Annotated in this window: 17 protein-coding genes; 4 read left to right on the top strand and 13 right to left on the bottom strand. The window is 58.5% G+C overall.

The features are described 5' to 3' along the window. Positions 1-36: 36 nt before the first annotated feature. The 6 genes from TPH_RS02740 to TPH_RS02720 form a co-directional block, all read right to left on the bottom strand. Complete coding sequence (locus TPH_RS02740) at positions 37-690, bottom strand: response regulator (protein ID WP_015049698.1); 654 nt, start codon at positions 688-690, stop codon at positions 37-39. After that, positions 677-1828, bottom strand: coding sequence for a sensor histidine kinase (locus tag TPH_RS02735; protein WP_015049697.1), 1152 nt, complete (start codon positions 1826-1828; stop codon positions 677-679). Before TPH_RS02735 ends, TPH_RS02740 begins: the two co-directional genes overlap by 14 nt. Before the next feature lie 133 nt (positions 1829-1961). Continuing rightward, positions 1962-3419: a phosphoglucomutase/phosphomannomutase family protein gene (locus TPH_RS02730; protein ID WP_015049696.1), complete on the bottom strand. Its 1458-nt coding sequence runs from the start codon at positions 3417-3419 to the stop codon at positions 1962-1964. Between the two features lie 177 nt (positions 3420-3596). Next, entirely contained in the window at positions 3597-4334 is a 738-nt protein-coding gene (locus TPH_RS02725) for a DUF421 domain-containing protein (RefSeq protein WP_049886063.1), read from the bottom strand. 30 nt (positions 4335-4364) lie between these two features. Continuing rightward, positions 4365-4490 (bottom strand): hypothetical protein, encoded by a 126-nt coding sequence (locus TPH_RS16165; protein WP_015049694.1) that lies wholly within the window; start codon positions 4488-4490, stop codon positions 4365-4367. Positions 4491-4616: 126 nt separating this feature from the next. Continuing rightward, positions 4617-4892, bottom strand: a complete 276-nt coding sequence (locus TPH_RS02720; RefSeq protein WP_015049693.1) for an FmdB family zinc ribbon protein — start codon at positions 4890-4892, stop codon at positions 4617-4619. 496 nt (positions 4893-5388) lie between these two features. Between TPH_RS02720 and TPH_RS02715 the strand changes: the two genes are divergently transcribed. Further along, a complete protein-coding gene (locus tag TPH_RS02715) occupies positions 5389-6210 on the top strand; it encodes a hypothetical protein (protein ID WP_015049692.1) in 822 nt (273 codons plus the stop codon). 116 nt (positions 6211-6326) lie between these two features. Here the strand turns inward: TPH_RS02715 and TPH_RS15335 are convergent, their stop codons facing one another. After that, entirely contained in the window at positions 6327-6494 is a 168-nt protein-coding gene (locus tag TPH_RS15335; protein WP_155990792.1) for a hypothetical protein, read from the bottom strand. 110 nt (positions 6495-6604) lie between these two features. Here TPH_RS15335 and TPH_RS02710 point away from each other — a divergent pair, with 110 nt between their 5' ends. Both TPH_RS02710 and TPH_RS02705 read left to right on the top strand, forming a co-directional pair. Continuing rightward, complete coding sequence (locus TPH_RS02710; protein ID WP_015049691.1) at positions 6605-7384, top strand: flagellar motor protein; 780 nt, start codon at positions 6605-6607, stop codon at positions 7382-7384. After that, on the top strand, positions 7385-8095 hold the full coding sequence (locus TPH_RS02705; RefSeq protein ID WP_015049690.1) for an OmpA/MotB family protein: 711 nt from the start codon (positions 7385-7387) through the stop codon (positions 8093-8095). 44 nt (positions 8096-8139) lie between these two features. Here the strand turns inward: TPH_RS02705 and TPH_RS15065 are convergent, their stop codons facing one another. Continuing rightward, positions 8140-8367 carry a NifU family protein gene (locus TPH_RS15065; protein WP_155990793.1) on the bottom strand — a complete coding sequence of 76 codons (228 nt, stop codon included), beginning with the start codon at positions 8365-8367 and terminating at the stop codon, positions 8140-8142. Next, on the bottom strand, positions 8303-9271 hold the full coding sequence (gene galU, locus TPH_RS02700; RefSeq protein WP_015049689.1) for a UTP--glucose-1-phosphate uridylyltransferase GalU: 969 nt from the start codon (positions 9269-9271) through the stop codon (positions 8303-8305). Before galU ends, TPH_RS15065 begins: the two co-directional genes overlap by 65 nt. 738 nt (positions 9272-10009) lie before the next feature. On the opposite strand from galU, the gene fbp reads away from it, so the two are divergent. Beyond that, complete coding sequence (gene fbp / locus TPH_RS02695; RefSeq protein WP_015049688.1) at positions 10010-11107, top strand: fructose-1,6-bisphosphate aldolase/phosphatase; 1098 nt, start codon at positions 10010-10012, stop codon at positions 11105-11107. A 52-nt stretch (positions 11108-11159) separates the two neighbouring features. Here fbp and murJ read toward each other — a convergent pair whose 3' ends face one another. The 4 genes from murJ to cobK all read right to left on the bottom strand — a co-directional run bounded on the left by murJ (position 11160) and on the right by cobK (position 16747). Beyond that, complete coding sequence (gene murJ / locus TPH_RS02690) at positions 11160-12767, bottom strand: murein biosynthesis integral membrane protein MurJ (RefSeq protein ID WP_015049687.1); 1608 nt, start codon at positions 12765-12767, stop codon at positions 11160-11162. Positions 12768-13187: 420 nt separating this feature from the next. Further along, entirely contained in the window at positions 13188-14732 is a 1545-nt protein-coding gene (locus tag TPH_RS02680) for a cobyric acid synthase (protein ID WP_015049686.1), read from the bottom strand. Between the two features lie 157 nt (positions 14733-14889). Next, positions 14890-15960, bottom strand: coding sequence for a precorrin-8X methylmutase (locus tag TPH_RS02675; protein WP_201764483.1), 1071 nt, complete (start codon positions 15958-15960; stop codon positions 14890-14892). Continuing rightward, positions 15947-16747, bottom strand: a complete 801-nt coding sequence (gene cobK / locus TPH_RS02670) for a precorrin-6A reductase (protein ID WP_015049684.1) — start codon at positions 16745-16747, stop codon at positions 15947-15949. The genes TPH_RS02675 and cobK overlap by 14 nt, the downstream gene beginning before the upstream one ends. Positions 16748-16757 lie beyond the last annotated feature (10 nt).

The raw sequence follows: 16757 nt of genomic DNA, 5'->3' as shown, positions 1-16757 counted from the left end.
GGAGGTATAATTGGGGTTAAAGAACCGGGATCTCCGCTAAATCTTTACCATATTCCTTTTGATTGCATAAATGGCGGCCTGAGTACGGTCCTCTACCCTTAGCTTGCGAAAAATACTGGTGACGTGATTCTTGACGGTCTTTTCGCTGATGAAGAGCCGGCGGGCTATGTTGCGGTTCGACTCCCCGCGGGCGATCAGAGCCAGCACCTCCTTTTCCCTCGCCGTCAGGGCTGCGATTCCATCCTCCTCATCGGCAGGAGCGGCGCTGAGGCGCTGGTATTCGCTCAGCAACCTCCCGGTGACCACCGGATGGAAGGCGGGCACCCCCTCCATAACACTGCGGATCGCTTTTATCAGCTCTGCGGGTTCCACATCCTTGAGCAGGTAGCCACAGGCTCCGGTCTTGATCACCTCGAGCATCTCGTCATCCTCAGACACGGTGAGGATGATGATCCTGATTTCAGGCATTTCCGTACTGATCACCCGGCAGGCCTCAACACCACTCGTCCCGGGCATCTTCAAGTCCATCAGGATGACGTCGGGGCGCATGCTGCGGGCCAGGTTGATGGCGCCCTGCCCGTCGCCGACCTCACCGACGATTTCTATCTGCGGGTCGAGTTCCAAAACATGCCGCAGCCCCTCCCTGATCAGAGGATGATCGTCAGCAATCAGGACCTTAATCTTCCCCATCAGCCTCTTCCTCCTCACATACGGGAATCATCACTATGACCTCCGTTCCCTCACCAGGCGCGGAAGTAATCCTCACCTCTCCGCCGAGAAAACGGGCTCGCTCCCTCATGTTTAACAGCCCGTAGTGCTCCCCTCCCTCTACCATCTCTCCGGGGACAAACCCCTTGCCGTCATCCCTGATGACGGCGAGCACCTGCCGGGGGTGCAGTTCCAGCTTCACGGTAACCCTGCCGGCGGCCGCGTGCTTTTGGGCGTTGTTCAAAGCCTCCTGAATGATCCTGAAGACCGCCACCTCCAGAACAGGGTCATACCGCAGCTCCCGTCCGAAGAAGAGGAACTCTACAGGCAGCCCGTAGCGCTCTTGAAAGTCCTCCAGAAAGCGCCGCACCCCCCCAGCCAGCCCCAGATCGTCTAAAGGCATCGGTCGCAGGTCAAAGATGATCTTCCTGATATCCCGAAGGCTGGCCCGCACCAGGTCCTTCAGCTTCTCCAGCTCCTGCTTGAGTTTCGCTGGGTCACGAGATAACAGCTGCTCGCAGTAGTCGGCCCGCAAAACGATGTTAGCCAGAGCCTGAGCCGGGCCGTCATGGATCTCCCGGGCGATGCGTCGTCGTTCTTCCTCCTGGGCAAGCAGCACCTTCAAGGCCAGCTGCTGCTGCTTCTGCACGTTCCCCAACTGAACGCTGATCTGGCTTAAGGTGCCGTGCAGAAACTGGAGGACGACACCGATCCTGGTAACCAGCATCTCGGCCTTTTCCACAGTATGCCTCAAGCGCCGCAGGCTTCTTTCCAGCTCATCGCGGCGCTGGCGCAGATTCTTCTCCTGCTCCCGGAGCACGAAAAGGCGCACCTGCAGGTTCATCGCTCTGTCATAGGCGCTTTTGACCGTCTCCTCATCATATCGGTGAAAATCCCTGCTCACGGTCATCAGGTGCAGGCGCGCCTGCTTTTCCAGTTTGGTAAGCCTGTCCACCTCCTGAATCGTCTCCAACGTCTGGCGCTGGATCACCAGGAGCTCCTCCTGCACCCGCTCCACTTCACTGCGGGCGTTCTCGGCTATGTCGTAAATCGCCTCCTTGCCGCTCTCCAGAGCCATCAGCGTCTCTTGGACAACCCGGTCGAGCGCTTCCACCTCCACAATGGCAAACCTCCTGCTCTCCAGGTACCGGATACCGTTAATACCATTTCTTCTTAAACATGAGCAATTCGACAAAATAAAACCTATTCCTGCAAAAAGCAGGACGCAACCAATTTCGAGGGCGCAAATCAGACTACAGTCCTAGGTCTTTTTTCGCAGATTCCTGCAGCCGCTGCAGCACCTCCCGGCTGGGTGCCTCCACATAAACCCGAAAGAGGGGTTCTGTTCCGGAGGGGCGCACCAGGATCCAGCTGCCGTCTTCAAGGAGGAGCTTGACACCATCCCTGGTGCTGCGGTCTGCTACCGGGGTACCGCCCACCGCAGCAGGGTACCACCCCTCTAGCCGCTTCAGGATTTCATCCTTTTTCTCATGGTCACACTTGATGTCGAGGCGGGCGCTGACCAGGCGACCGAACTTTTCGTAGATCTCCTCTTGAAGCTGGCGGAGGGACTTCCCGGTGGCGGAGATCATCTCCACAATTAAAACCAAAGCCAGAATCCCGTCCTTCTCCGGGATATGCCCCTGAATGCTCATCCCCCCGCTCTCCTCTCCCCCCAGGATGCTGCGGTGGTGGATCAGAGACTGCCCGATATATTTAAAACCGACCGGGGTTTCTACCACCGGAAGTCCGTAATCCTCGGCGATGCGGTCGAGCAGATGGGTCGTCGCCAGAGTGCGGGCAACGGCTCCTCTCCAGCGCCGGTGCTCGAGAAGATAATAGAGAAGCAGTGCCAGTACCTCATTGGGAGAGAGGTACTCTCCCCCCCGGTCGATGACCCCGAACCGGTCGGCATCACCGTCCAAGGCCAGCCCGAGATCCGCCTTCTTCTCCAGCACCATCTCCCTGAGCGAGGAAAGCTCTGCCGCCGTCGGCTCCGGAAGTGCCCCCCCGAAGAGGACGTCGCGGTGGTTATGAATTACCTCTATGCTGCTGCAGACACCCTTCAGGATCTCCTCCACATAACCGATTCCCGCTCCCCACATGGGATCGAGGACTATTCGCAAACGCCCGCGGCCAATGGCGTGAAGATCCAGAAGCCGGCGCAGGTGCTGGAGGTAGAGCGGCCGGGCGTCGAGATCCCGAACAAGCCCCTGTTCTCGCCCCCGCTCCAGGAGTACTATAGGGACTTCCTCCGCCGTTTCCGGTGTATCCAGAAACCTCTCAATAGCCGCCGTTATCTCCGTTGTGGCCGGGCCGGCATAGTCGGGAATGAATTTGATGCCGTTGTACTCGGGTGGGTTGTGGCTGGCGGTGATCATCACCGCCCCTCCTGTGTCCAAGGCCTTGACGGCATAGGCGGTCACCGGAGTAGGGGTGGCAGCAACCGTCAACCAGCAGGGAATACCGCTGCCCGCCATGACCTCGGCCACGGCCGCAGCAAAACGCTCGGACAAAAAGCGGTTGTCGTAACCGATCACCACCCCTTTTTCGGCCAGGCCCGTCCCCCTGACGTAGAGGGCTATTGCCCGGGCAACTTTGCGAACATTGGCAAAGGTGAAATCCTCGGCGATTACGGCCCGCCAGCCGTCAGTACCGAATTTTATCCTCTTCATCTCTTTTTTTCTTTCTTTTTCACGGCATAAAGACATCTTATTACCTCCTGTCTTATTATAGTACATTTTCCGAATCATAGAAGGGGTTGCGGAGGAATAAAAAGAGCGCCTCCTATTGAAGGGGCGCTTTCTGACGGCTCTCCCATAGCGAATGGGAAAGGGGAAGGCCAGAACAGACTTCAAAGAGGGAGACGGCCCTTGGACGCTTAAAGACTACTCTCCGGGGTCATCCCGCACCTGGACAACGTGCCTTTGGTCGTCCTGCCTCTTATCCACGTAGAGGTTCCCCTGGGTGTCGAGACCCGCCAGCATAACTTCCCGGGGGGATTTGATTCCTTGCTTGGCCAGCTCAGAGATCAGCCAGGCCTCGTCGAGGTTGTTCTGCCTCAGGTTCTGGTAGATTACTTCCCCGTCAACGATCAGCTCGCTGCTGATTCCCCGGTACTGGCTAGGGATCTGCATATCCTCCCTGGTCACCGGCATCTTTTGAGACTTCAGCAGAACGCTCAGCCTTCCGTTCGGCTCGACAACCGCGAACTCGACGTCGGAAATATTGAAAACACCCTTCGTCCGCAGCTGCATGAGCAGATCGTCGGTGCTGTAGTGCATCCTCCGCATCGTCCGCTCCATGATCTTGCCGTTTTGAATGACGACCGCCGGCTCGCCGGCCAGCAGTTTACGGACTGCCCTGCTCTTGAGAGTAAAGTATCTGACGAGATAGGTCAGGGCAGCGAACACAAAAAGAGCCAGCAGCAGCGGCAAAGGATTCTGCATCGTCGTGGCGATCCGTCCGGCGATGACACCGATGGCGATCCCCGTCAGATACTCGTACAGTGAAAGCTCCCCGACATGCTCCTTTTCCAGGATCCTGGCTATCAGCAAAATCGCCAAGAAGGCAATCACCGCCCGCAAGGCCATCTGCAGGTACAGCAGCGCATCCGTCAAGGGCATCCACTCCTTGCTGTTAAAGATATGCGACTTTTACCCGGACTTGTCCGCGCCGGATTTCTGAGAGCGAATCTTTTCGGCAACCTGCCGGAACAGGTCGAAGATTTCCCCTCTTCCTTCGACACGCCGGAACCTGAGCACCCCTTTCTTCTCGGCCAACGTTCTCACCTCTGGAACTAATAATAACCGGTTCTACCACTTTTTATGCCTAGGCAGGAGCAGGTTGTCCGAAGAAACAAAAAAGCCGCACCTTCTTGGGCGGCGGCTCGACGAAGTTAAAGATCATTATCCTTTTGCTTTAGCCTCGGCCTTGTTCTTGTCCCCCGCATCGGCAGCAGACGCCTTGGCCGGCTTACCGGAATCGGAATCCTCGGAGACCGACGCTTTCCTGTTGTCGGTGCAGTAAAAACCGGGGCCCTTAAAAATTATCGCTACATTGCGGGAAATCAGCCTCGTCACGGGCCCTCCGCAGGTCGGACAGCTTTTCAGAGCAGGCTCGGTGATCCGCTGCGCTACCTGGAATTGACCGCATTTTTCACACCTGTAATCATAAGTCGGCATCCTACGTCACCTCTCCAGGTTAACTTCATTCATCAGAAAAGTATTATACTCAATAAGTATTATATATAGCCACTACCTGTCTTTTGTCAAGGCATACCGCCTCGCCGTCCTCCGGCAGCACCTTCAGAGTTCCGAAATAGAATCAAGGCCCTGCCTCGGGTTATTGCAAGGCCTGCTCCCGGGAAGCCTCCCGGCAGCAGGCATCCAACACCCCTTTTTCAGGGAGGCCTCTATCAAGAGAATACCGTTTCGGGGGGAAGGCCGATGATGAAAAAGTATCCCAACGGCAAAAGTCCGGCCCTGCAGCTGGGTTGAGATCCCATTGAGGAATGTATCCGACCATGTTAAACTAAAATATAAAGAGTAAGGATTCTTCCTAACCTTAAACTCCGCACGCTTTTCAGGCCTCACTTCTGTTCGCTGTTAAAGGTTCCGTTGTCTCCCGTATTTCGGTACTCTGACCGGGTAATTGTAAAATTCTTGGGAGGTGGAACGCATGGGCGTGGCGCTGTCCTATCTGCGAGACCTGTCTGAGGAGGACCTCTATTTTATCGTTTCCACAGTAGTCGACAAAAGGCAGGACCATGATCATATCTGCGACCTCTTAAAGGATAAACCCGATTTGGTCGAGATAATGCTGGATGATGAAAAGCTCTTCCGGCGCGTCCGCGAAGAGGAGAACATTTTTCTAAAGATCTCCCCCTTTCTCCTCTTCAGCATCCTGCTCCTGCAGGCCAAAAAAGAGCTGGAAAGGCAGAGCTACACGTTGGAGATCGTCAGTCGAAGGGAGCGCATCCCCGTCTTCGATGCCAGAGATGCTTCACAGCTGCTCCAAAACAAGGACGTCCGCGCTTATCTTGCCCGGATGCTGGCTTCTTTCACCAGGGTGGACAGCACAACGGTCGTCTACAAGGCCCGCGGGTTGACCTACCAGCGCCACTTCAGCGAACTCGACTTTGACGACGTACAGGAGCTGGCCAGCCTGGTGGAACTCCCTTACCGCTACGATTTTTACAAAAGGCTGGCCGACATTTCCCTGTTCATCACGGGGATCTATCCGGAATACACCCTAAATGCCGAGGCGCCCTGCGACCGCACCCCGGTGCGCTATCTGGGACGCAGCAGGCGCACCCTTCACGATTACGAGGAAGAGGGGCGGCGTTATTACGATCTGGCAGCCACTTATGATGAAGCCCGGGAACAGGGACTCGACCACGTTTTCTCACTGCTCGCCGAGAAGTTCACTACGGCCCGGAAACCCCTCAACTACCTGGCCGAGAACTATATCTACAAATACCGCAATAAGTGGTTCGCTTAAAATCGGCACCATCAAACCAAACTTCTCCATCCCGCCGTACAGGTCCCGTCCTGGTCGAAGGGTAACACCTGCTCTTAACTCTTGCACCCGGATACTATCTTTAAACCGCCAAACTTTCAGCCCCTCCAGGCTGCCCCGCGGTATCCGAGGGCCGCCCGTCTCACATCCCGCTGCGGCAGGGCGTTATGCCCCTTCAAGAAGGGAAGCAGCATCCCCAGGGGCGCCACACCGGCAGGGGGCAACCCTTTTTCGCCGCTCTGCCGGTAGCGGCATTTATGGTCCAATGGGGGACAAGACAACCCACCATTTTTCATATTTCGTCAGATTGCGGCAGGAAAAACGTCCCGGATTATCGAACAATTAGTAATTATCCCAGCGACCGGGAGGTTTTTCCATGGACGTCACGACGATTACAGGCATTATCACTGGGTTTGCCGCACTGATGATCGCCTTTGTTATGGAAGGCGGAACACCAGGATCTTTGCTTTCGGTAACCGCAGCATTAATCGTCCTGGGGGGAACCCTGGGAGCGACGGCGATCTCCTTTACCCTGGAGGAATTGAAAAAGGCTCCCCTACTCTTAAAAATCGCCTTTCAAAAGCAGGAATACGACTTTATCTCCCTGATCGACAACGTCGTCAATCTGGCCGACAAGGCCCGCAGAGAAGGGCTGCTCAGCCTGGAACAAAACCTCAACGAAATAGAGGATCCCTTCCTCAGGTTCGGGATCCAGCTCGTTATCGACGGTGTCGAGGGAACCCTCCTGCGGGATCTCCTGGAAACGGAAATTTACTGCATGGATGAACGCCATAATAACGGAATCGCCATTTTCGAAGCAGCCGGCGGCTATTCCCCGACGATGGGGATCATCGGTACGGTAATGGGACTGGTCAACGTGCTGGGGCACATGGATGACCCCAGCTCCATCGGCCCGGCGATCGCCATGGCCTTCATCGCCACCCTCTACGGTATCAGTTTTGCCAACCTGTTCTGGCTTCCTATCGGCGCCAAACTGAGGAGCAAGCACAAAGCTGAGAGGCTGTACCGGGAGCTCTCCATGGAAGGGATCCTCTCCCTCCAGGCGGGAGAAAACCCGGCCTTTATCAGGGAAAAACTGCGGGTCTTTCTCGATCGCAAAAGCCGGGAACGCGAGGCCTTAAGGAGGGAGGAGTAAATGCGGCGCCGCACGAGTGTAGAGAGTAAAGGGCCGGATATGGGGCGCTGGCTGTTGACCTACTCGGACATGATCACCCTTCTGATGATCTTCTTTATAACCATGTACGTCATCAGCAACGTCAACATGGAAAAGTTCCGCGCCTTGGCGGAAAACCTCAGCATCACCCTAAGAGGTACACCCTCGGGATTGCTGCCCGACGGGGCGGCCATCCTTCCCGGCGAGGGTGGTGAAGCCGCCCAGATGGCCCAGGTGGAGGCGGAGCTGAAGGAATACCTGGAAAAACAGAACCTCCGGCACCAGGTTACCGTGCGCCAGGAGGAGCGCGGCCTCGTGATCAGCTTCCAGGAAACCATCCTCTTCGCCAAAGGGTCCGCCACCTTGACCCCAGAGGCCCGCCGGGTCATCTCCCGGGTAGGAAATATCCTAAAAGAAGTGCCCAACTACATCAGGGTCGAAGGGCACACCTGCGACCTGCCAATCCACACCCCGCAATTCCCCTCCAACTGGGAGCTTTCCTCGGCCCGGGCAACCAATGTGGTGCGGGAGCTGATCACCGCAAGCGGAATCCCTCCGGAGCGCCTTTCGGCAACCGGTTACGGGGAATACCGGCCGCGCTACCCCAACGATACGGAGGAGCACAGGCAGCTGAACAGAAGAATCGACATCCTCATCCTGAGAACCGAGTACAGACAAGTGGAGCCGGAGTGAAGAAGTAGAAAACCCGGAGCCTTCCCGCCCCGGGTTTCTTCTCCTTAACGAACGGCCACGACCTGCGTGACTTCCGGGACCTCTTGCTTGAGCGACCGCTCAATCCCCTGTTTCAGGGTTACAATAGCCATCGCTCAGCCGCCGCATGCCCCTTTCAAGCGCACCTTGACAATGCCCTGTTGCTCGTCAACATCCACGAGTTCAACGTCACCGCCATCGCGCTGGAGGAACGGCCGCACCTTGTTGAGAACGGCCTCCACTCTCTCCCGCATCCATTTCACCTCCATCCTCATGATTCTCAAGCACCAGCTTTCTTAGAAATCCGAGAAAGCTTCTTCCCAGCTCCGGGCGCCCCAGGGCGAACTTCACCGTGGCCTCCAGAAAACCGAGTTTATCCCCTACGTCATATCTTTCCCCGGAAAAGAGATAAGCATAAATGGGCCGCCTCTTGGCCAGCCTGCACAGGGCGTCGGTCAGCTGGATCTCCCCTCCGGCACCGGGAGGAAGGGTTTCAATAATATCGAAGATCTCCGGTGTAATGATATAGCGTCCGATGACCGCGTAGCGGGAAGGAGCCTCCCCGACGGCGGGCTTTTCCACCAGGTCCTCCACCCGGAAGAGGGAAGCGCTGTCCTCCAGAGCAGCCGGCCTGATGATGCCGTACCTGGACACATCCTCTTCGGGCACCTGTTGAATCGCCAGCACCGGTGCCCGGCGTTCCTCGTAGATATCGAGCAGCTGGCGCAGGCAGGGCACCTGCGCGTCGATGAGATCATCACCCAACAACACGGCAAAGGGCTCGTCCCCAATAAACTTTCGGGCACAGTAAACGGCATGGCCGAGGCCGAGGGCTTCCTTCTGCCGCACATAGTGAATGTCGACCAGATTGGAAATGTCTTCGATCAGGTGCAGGAGTTCCTCTTGTCCCTTTTCTTTTAGAATGATCTCCAGCTCCAGTGCCCTGTCGAAGTGGTCTTCGATGGCGCGCTTGTTCCTTCCGGTGACGATGATGATATCCTCGATTCCGGAGGCAACCGCCTCTTCGACCGTGTACTGAATGGCCGGTTTGTCCACGATAGGGAGCATCTCTTTGGGCTGGGCTTTGGTGGCCGGCAGAAAGCGCGTCCCCCATCCGGCAGCCGGGATGATGGCCTTTCTCACTTCATTCTTCTGCAATGCAGTCACTTCCTTACACTCTATAACCTACCCTGAAAATACATCGAGTTCACCCGCCGGTCTACCGCTCGACTCCCGATTCCAGGCCGGACAGGACGACGGCTCGCTTCGGGACAGCTCTGGGATGCTGCGTAACAAGTTGCGAACTGCTTCTGTCAAACGCAGCGTTTGGCCTCGCAGCAAATCCATTCCATCGCAGGTCAAGGGGTGTCTGTACTCGCATCCCGACCTGTCATCCTCGCTTCGCCTGTCCTGTTACCCGGCCTTCCATAGGTCGCTCGCCGGTAGACCCATCGGGTATTTTCATGCTCTGTTGGTGCCGCCGGAGGCGGCGTGGTGGTCTGCCTGAAAATACGCTTCAGTTTATCCTTGCGCTTGCTCCCGGATCTTTTGGTTTAACCCTATGACCTGTTAAGAGGTCAGCAATCGAGCGGGACGGTCTCGTTCCTCTGTTGGTGCCACCGCTGGCAGCTTGGTTTACAGTAACAATTCACCAAAAAGAGTATTTCGTCAAAAACCTGGCAGATCCTCCTTTTAGTAATGAATTGTTCAGGGATCGCCGCCGCCCGCTTGGCGACATCGACACCGGCGAAGAGAGGAGAAAGAGGGGGAATACCCCAGGCCAAAAAATTTTTTCAAATTACCTGAAGGAACTAGCAGTCCTGCCGTCGAAATGTATAGCATAAAATGAGAATTAGTATAGCACATATATAAACACAATTGTGAAGGAGGACCATCATGGGGAAGAAGATCACTCTCACAGTAATCAAGGCTGACGTCGGAGGCTGCGTCGGACACTCAAGCGTACACCCCGAGTTGCTGGAAAAAGCAAAGGAAATGCTGAGCGGAAGCCCTTTGCTCATCGACTCCTACGTTACCCATGTCGGGGATGATATCAACCTGATCATGACTCACGAAGCAGGCCGCAACAACGGAGAAGTGCACCAGCTCGCCTGGGATGTCTTCGTCGCCTGCACCGATGTGGCCAAGAAATTGAAGCTCTACGGAGCGGGGCAGGACCTCCTGGCAGACGCCTTTTCCGGAAATATAAAGGGGTTGGGCCCCGGGATCGCCGAGATGGAATTCGAAGAAAGAGAAAGCGAACCGGTCATTATCTTCATGGCAGACAAGACGGAACCGGGAGCGTGGAACCTCCCCCTGTACAAAATGTTCGCCGATCCCTTCAACACCATCGGCCTGGTTATCGACCCGAAGATGCACAAAGGCTTTGACTTCGATGTGCGGGATACCGTCGAGAATAAGAAGATCATCTTCTCGACGCCGGAGGAGATTTACGACATGCTGGTCTTTATCGGAGCACCCGGCCGCTTCTGCGTCAAACGGGTCTTCCAGCGGGAGACGGGGGATATCGCCGCCGTCTCCAGCACCCAGCGGCTCAATCTCATGGCGGGACGCTATGTAGGAAAGGACGATCCCGTCTGCATCGTCCGCTGCCAGAGCGGGTTCCCCGCAGTAGGTGAGGCTCTGGAGCCCTTCACCTATCCCCATCTGGTTGCGGGCTGGATGCGCGGTTCCCACAACGGGCCCCTGATGCCCGTGGCCCTCAAAGACGCCCATCCCACACGGTTCGACGGCCCGCCGCGGGTGATCGCCCTGGGCTTCCAGCTCAGCGAAGGAAAACTGATCGGACCGCAGGATCTCTTCGACGATCCCGCCTTTGACAGGGCACGAGAGCTGGCCAACAATGTGGCCGATTACATGCGCCGCATGGGGCCCTTCGAACCGCATCGCCTGCCGCTCGATGAGATGGAATACACGACCATGCCGCAGGTATCGAAAAGGCTTAAGGAACGCTTTATCAGCTTAAGAAAATAAGGGCCGGTTCAAAAACCTGCGGCCACCAGGAACTAAGAAGGGATAGGCGGCATTACAGCCGGTCTATCCCTTTCGCTTTCTGCTGCTGACAAAACACCCGGCGGCCGCCGGACAGCAGCCGGCGAGAGGCTTTACGGGCAAAATCAAGGAAAAGACCGGTTTCGGGAAGCCTGAGGAGAACGGCCCCCAGGGCATAGAGGGCAACCCCCAGGCAGATGGAGACCAGAAGCAGCCCCGCATCAGCCAGAAAACCCCTTCCTGCAGCCAGCCCCGCCGCCATTCTGTAAAAACTACTTACCCCACAGCCCATGAACGCCGCAGCAATGGCAACCCGCCAGCAGCAGTCCCACATCATCCTCCCCCCCAGCCCGCCGAGACGCTGCCGCAAACAGGAAAAGAGAAGAACCACGGCGAAGAAAGAGGCCAGCGAGGTCGCCAGGGCGAGGCCTCCGTGGGCAAGGGGGCGCACCAGAAGGAAATTCAGTCCGATGTTCACTGCGACCGCCCCCAGGCCGAGGAGCATGGGAGTAATCGTATCCTGCAGGGAAAAATAGATGCGGCTGATAACCTCCCGCAGGGCCATCGGGACAAGCCCCAGACTGAAGAAGAGAACGGCATAAGCCGTCATCGAAGTCGCCCGGCTGTCAAAGGCGCCGCGCTCGAAGAGCACCCGCACAATTGGTTCACGGAGGACGATCAGGCCGACCGCCATGGGGATGGTGAGAAAAAGGCTGACGCGCACCCCGGCAACCAGGGCGCGGCGCAGCCCGCCGAGGTCCCCTTCGGCAGCGTACTGTGAGAAGGTGGGGTAGAGCACCGTCGTCACCGCCATAATGAAGATTCCCAGGGGCAGTTGGGTGAGGCGGGAACCGAAATTGAGGGCGGAGATGCTCCCTTCGGCCAGGCCGGAGGCCAGCATCCGGTCGACGACCAGTCCCAGCTGCCCGGCACCGGTGGCCAGCAAAATCGGAATAATCAACCTGACCAGTCTGCGCAAGCCGGGGTCCTGCCAGTCCAGCAACAGACGATAGCGAAAACCTTTAAGCCCCGGCGCCATGGTAAACAACTGGCTGACCGTAGCCAGAACGGTGCCTACCGCCACCGCCGCAATCCCCCAGGCCCTCCCGCCCAGAACAATGGCCAGGATCATGATGATATTGAAGGGGATCCCCACCAGAGCGGGCCAGGTGAAGCGTTGCCTGGCCTGCAGGTAACCGGTGATCACTGCGGCCAAGCCCAAGAAAATCATCATCGGCAGAAGGATCCTGGTCAGTTCTACCGTCAGCCGGGCGGTCTCCCCCTGAAAGCCCGGCGCCACGATCCTCACCAGCAGGGGGGCGAAAACGACACCCAGCAGCACCATCACCAGGCAGAAGAGCAGAACAAAATTGATCACGTTATTGATGAAGCGATCCCCTGCTTCTGCACCGGCGTCGTGCAGGCGTCGGGTAAAAACGGGAATCAGGGTGGTCGTGAGGGCACTGCTGGCAACGGAAAAAAGCATCCAGGGGATGATCGAAGCGACCAGGTAGGCATCGGTAGCCTTCGTCGCACCGAAAACGGCAGCCAGGGCAGTCTCCCGAAAAAATCCCAAAATCTTACTGCATAGGGAGGCGGCCGCAATAATCCCCGCCGCCTTAAACAGCTGTTCCTTCCTCAAAGTCCTGCCGCCACCTTTAACGGGTTATCGAAATAACACCATCCTGCACTTCGGCAAAAGCCCCGGTTCTTCCTGTCGATTTCCCCGGAAGAAAAGCCGGTGCACCCGATCCGGCATCATGCCGCCGGTTCGCCGCCCTTCCTCTTATTAACCGCCGGTGCCCGGCACTGGGTGCCTTCCCGTCCGGATCTTCACGGCGAGCGTTCCGATTCTTAAGGTAAAGCAAGAGCTATCCGGGTCAGTTCCGGCAGTCGGACAGCCCAACATTTCCATTATACCAGAAACTCCTGCCGCCGGTAGGAAAGGGATGTGACAAGCAGCCCAAAAGCCCTCTTAAAGGAAAAGGGGCTTTAAAACAACCTTGCGGTTGAAAGCCACCCCGGTTGTTCCAACGTCCCGCAAAGCCCCTCAAAAGCCTTTTTAAGGTCTCCCCGGCGCAGCGGGCGGCACCAGCCCCATCAGTCGGTAAACCTTTTCCATGTCCAAAGAGGCCCGGCAGACATCCGCCAGGCGGTCGAGCTCCTTTTCCAGCAGAGCGCAGGAATCCACCTCCACCTGAGGGCGCTCTTGCAAGCCCCGGCGCCTCCGGAGCCACTCCAGCAATCCCCGCCGGAGGTGGTCGTTGTCAAAAAGCCCGTGGAAATAAGTGCCCCAGACCAGCCCCTTCCGGTCAACCGCCCCATCCCAACCGGCAGCGCTGCTCCCCCGCCGCTCCCGAACCCGCAAAAGAGGGCGCTCTCCGGGACCCAGTTCGGTGCGCCCCATGTGGATCTCGTACCCTTCTACCTGCATTCCGGTCAGGCCGGCAAAAGGCCCCTCGCTGGCGCAGATCTCCCCCTTTGCCTGTGCCAACACCTTGTCCGCAGCAAAGGTGGTCACCGCATCGAGCAAGCCGAGGCCGGGGAGTCCGTCCCTGGTAGACTCAATATGCTGGGGATCGCGCAGTTCCCTGCCCAGCATCTGAAAGCCCCCGCAGATGCCGCAGACGGGAATGCCTTGCCGGGCCGCCCTGCGCACGGCGGCGGCATAACCGGTTTCATAAAGATAAAGCAGGTCCTCGGTGGTGTTCTTGGTGCCCGGGAGGATCACCAGGTCGGGGTTCCCCAACGGCTCCCCGTCCCGCACATACCGGACCCGCACGCCGGGCTCCAGCGCCAGGGGGTCGAAGTCTGTGAAGTTGGAGATGCGGGGGAGAAAAATAACGGCGATATCTATCTCCCCGCCCTGTCCGGAATCCCCATCGTCCAGGCAGACGGAGTCCTCCGCCGGGAGGCGCAGGTTCAGGTAAGGGAGCACCCCCAGCACCGGCCGGCCGGTCTTCTGCTCCAGAATTTCCAGGGCCGGCCGGAGGAGGGAGAGGTCGCCGCGGAACTTGTTGATGACGACGCCCTTGACGAGCTCCGCCTCCTCCGGGTCGAGCAGGGCGAGCGTTCCCACCACAGAGGCCAGGGCGCCTCCGCGGTCGATGTCGGCCACCAGCAAAACCGGTGCCTCCGCCAGGCGGGCAATGCGCATGTTGGCCAGGTCGCTCTCCTTAAGATTCACCTCGGCCGGGCTCCCGGCCCCTTCGATCACAATCACATCATAATCCTGGCGGAGGCGGGCCAGTGCCTCCTCGATCACCTGCAGCAGGTCGAGGTTCTTTCCCAGATGATAGTCCCTGGCAGTCATGTTCCCGATCGGCCTGCCGAGCACAATGACCTGAGAGGAAGCATTCCCGGTAGGTTTTAAAAGAACGGGGTTCATTTCTACCCGCGGCTTGAGCCCGGCGGCCTGCGCCTGCAAGGCCTGGGCGCGCCCCATCTCCCCTCCGTTTTCAGTAACAAAGGAGTTGAGGGCCATGTTCTGCGCTTTAAAGGGAGCCACCCGGTAACCGTCCCGATAAAGAATGCGGCAGAGGGCCGTCACCAGGATGCTCTTCCCTACGTTGGATGCAGTCCCCTGAACCATAATCGCCGTAGCCACGCTCAATTCATCCTTTCCTGTTGTTTTCGAGATTCTACCCCAGCCGCCAAATCCAAGTCGTTTTACCCGGAAGGCCGTGCCAAGCGCTTAAGAACAGCAGCCTGCTCCCAGGCTCAGCAAAAACCGTCGCTCAACCACCGACAGCTCTTCTCAAACGCTACAGTCCGGCCTCCCCCCGGGCCAGGGCCAGCAAGGCGTTCACCACCGCCACTGCCGCGGGGCTCCCCCCCTGTCTTCCCAGCAGAGTGATGTAGGGGACACGGCTCTCGAGGAGGCGGGCTTTGGACTCCGCTGCCCCCACAAACCCCACCGGGGTTCCGACAATCAAGGCGGGTTCCAACCCCCGCTCCACCTGGTCCAGCACCTCCTCCAGGGCGGTGGGAGCGTTCCCGATCACCACCACGCTGCCGGGAAGCTGCTCTTTAAAGGCGCGGACTGCGGCCATGGCGCGCGTCACTCCCGCCGCCCTGGCTGCGGCACAGACCCTGGGGTGATGGATCAGACAAACGGCCTTTCCCTTCAGTTCCTTTAAGGCACCTTTGTTGATCCCCACCTGCACCATCCGCACATCGGTAAAGAGGAGCGCTCCCCTCTTAAGGGCGGCAACACCGGCAGCCACCGCCTCCGGATGGAAGCGCATCAAAGGCGCCACGGCAGGGTTGCCCAGGGCATGAACGACCCGGCGCACGATTTCCCCCTCCCCGCCGGGGAATCTCTTCCGGAAAAATTCCTCACCTATATTATCCTCGATCAGGGCGCGGCTAAGCGCCGTTATGGCGCCGGGATCGCAGACCCTCTCCCCGGAGAGGCGGCCGTTAGTGGAAACCTCCCCGGCAGCCTCCTGAAGCCTCTCCCAAACGATCTCCACCAGGCGGGGATCGGGCCCGATGCAGGGGGTCAGGACAAACCGTACCTCATCACCGTACTGCAGCCGCAAATCCTCCAGAGCCTCCGGAACGTCCTTGTGAAGGTGCATCCCGGGAAAAAGAAAAGCGGGAATAATGATGATCTCCTTTTTCCCTTCGGCGACCAGCCGCGCCACCCCCTCGGCCAGCGTGGGGCGGCCGAACTGAAAGTAAACCGGATCCACCGGCACCCCCAGACCTGCCGCGGCCATTGCGGCCAGCGCCTTCAACCCCTCATTGGCATCTTGGCGCCGGCTGCCGTGGCCCAGGAGCAAAATACCCTTTTCCACAGACATCATCCCGTCCTCCTTATAGCTTATCATAATCCCTTCGTCCTTCCACCTCCGCCGCCCAGCGGAGCACTTCCTCCACCGTGGAGGCCTTCGGAGCGGCGCTCTCTACGCGGGGGCGATCCACCAGCACCACAGGGATCCCCAAAGAGAGGGCGGCGGCAACCTTTTCCCCAGTGCCTCCGGCAGGGCCGCTCTCCTTCGTTACCAGGGCCTCGGCACGGAAATGCTCCAGGAGCGCCCGGTTCAGCTCCTGCGTAACCGGCCCTTGCAGGGCACAGATCTGTTCCGGGCGCAGCCCCAAACGGCGGCAGGCGGCGACCGCTTCCGGGAGGGGAAGCACCCTGACCAGGAAATGACGGCCGCGCAGCGCCGGATGGTTCACGAAGAAAGCCAGCGGCCTGACCCCGACCGCCAGAAAAAGGCGCTTCGCCCGGAGCGCCGCCAGGCAGCGAACTGCCCCCTCCCAATCGGCAGCACGATGAAGAAGCTGCGAGTTCTCTTTGCAGAGAGACGCCGGCGGCCGTTCCCAGCACAGACAGGGAATCCGCCGGGAAGCGGCCGCTTCCCGGGCCAGCCGGGAGATCTCCACCGCAAAGGGGTGGGTGGCATCCACAATGCCTTTGATGTCATAGGCCTCCATCAGCCGGTTCAGCCCTTCGGCATCCAGCCTCCCGACGTGCACGGCGATCCCCGGCACCTCCTGGAGCAGCTCCCCTCCGTACGCCGTGGCGGCGCTGGCCAGTACTCGGAAACCCTCCGCCGCCAGGATGCCGGCCAGATCCCTGCCGTCCTTGGTGCCCGCCAAAACCAGGAGCATCAGCCATCAC

Origin of the sequence: Thermacetogenium phaeum DSM 12270, assembly GCF_000305935.1 — a bacterium.
GTDB lineage: Bacteria > Bacillota > DSM-12270 > Thermacetogeniales > Thermacetogeniaceae > Thermacetogenium > Thermacetogenium phaeum.
Note: the sequence above shows the minus strand (reverse complement) of the source record. Positions and strands in the feature narration are given on the sequence as shown.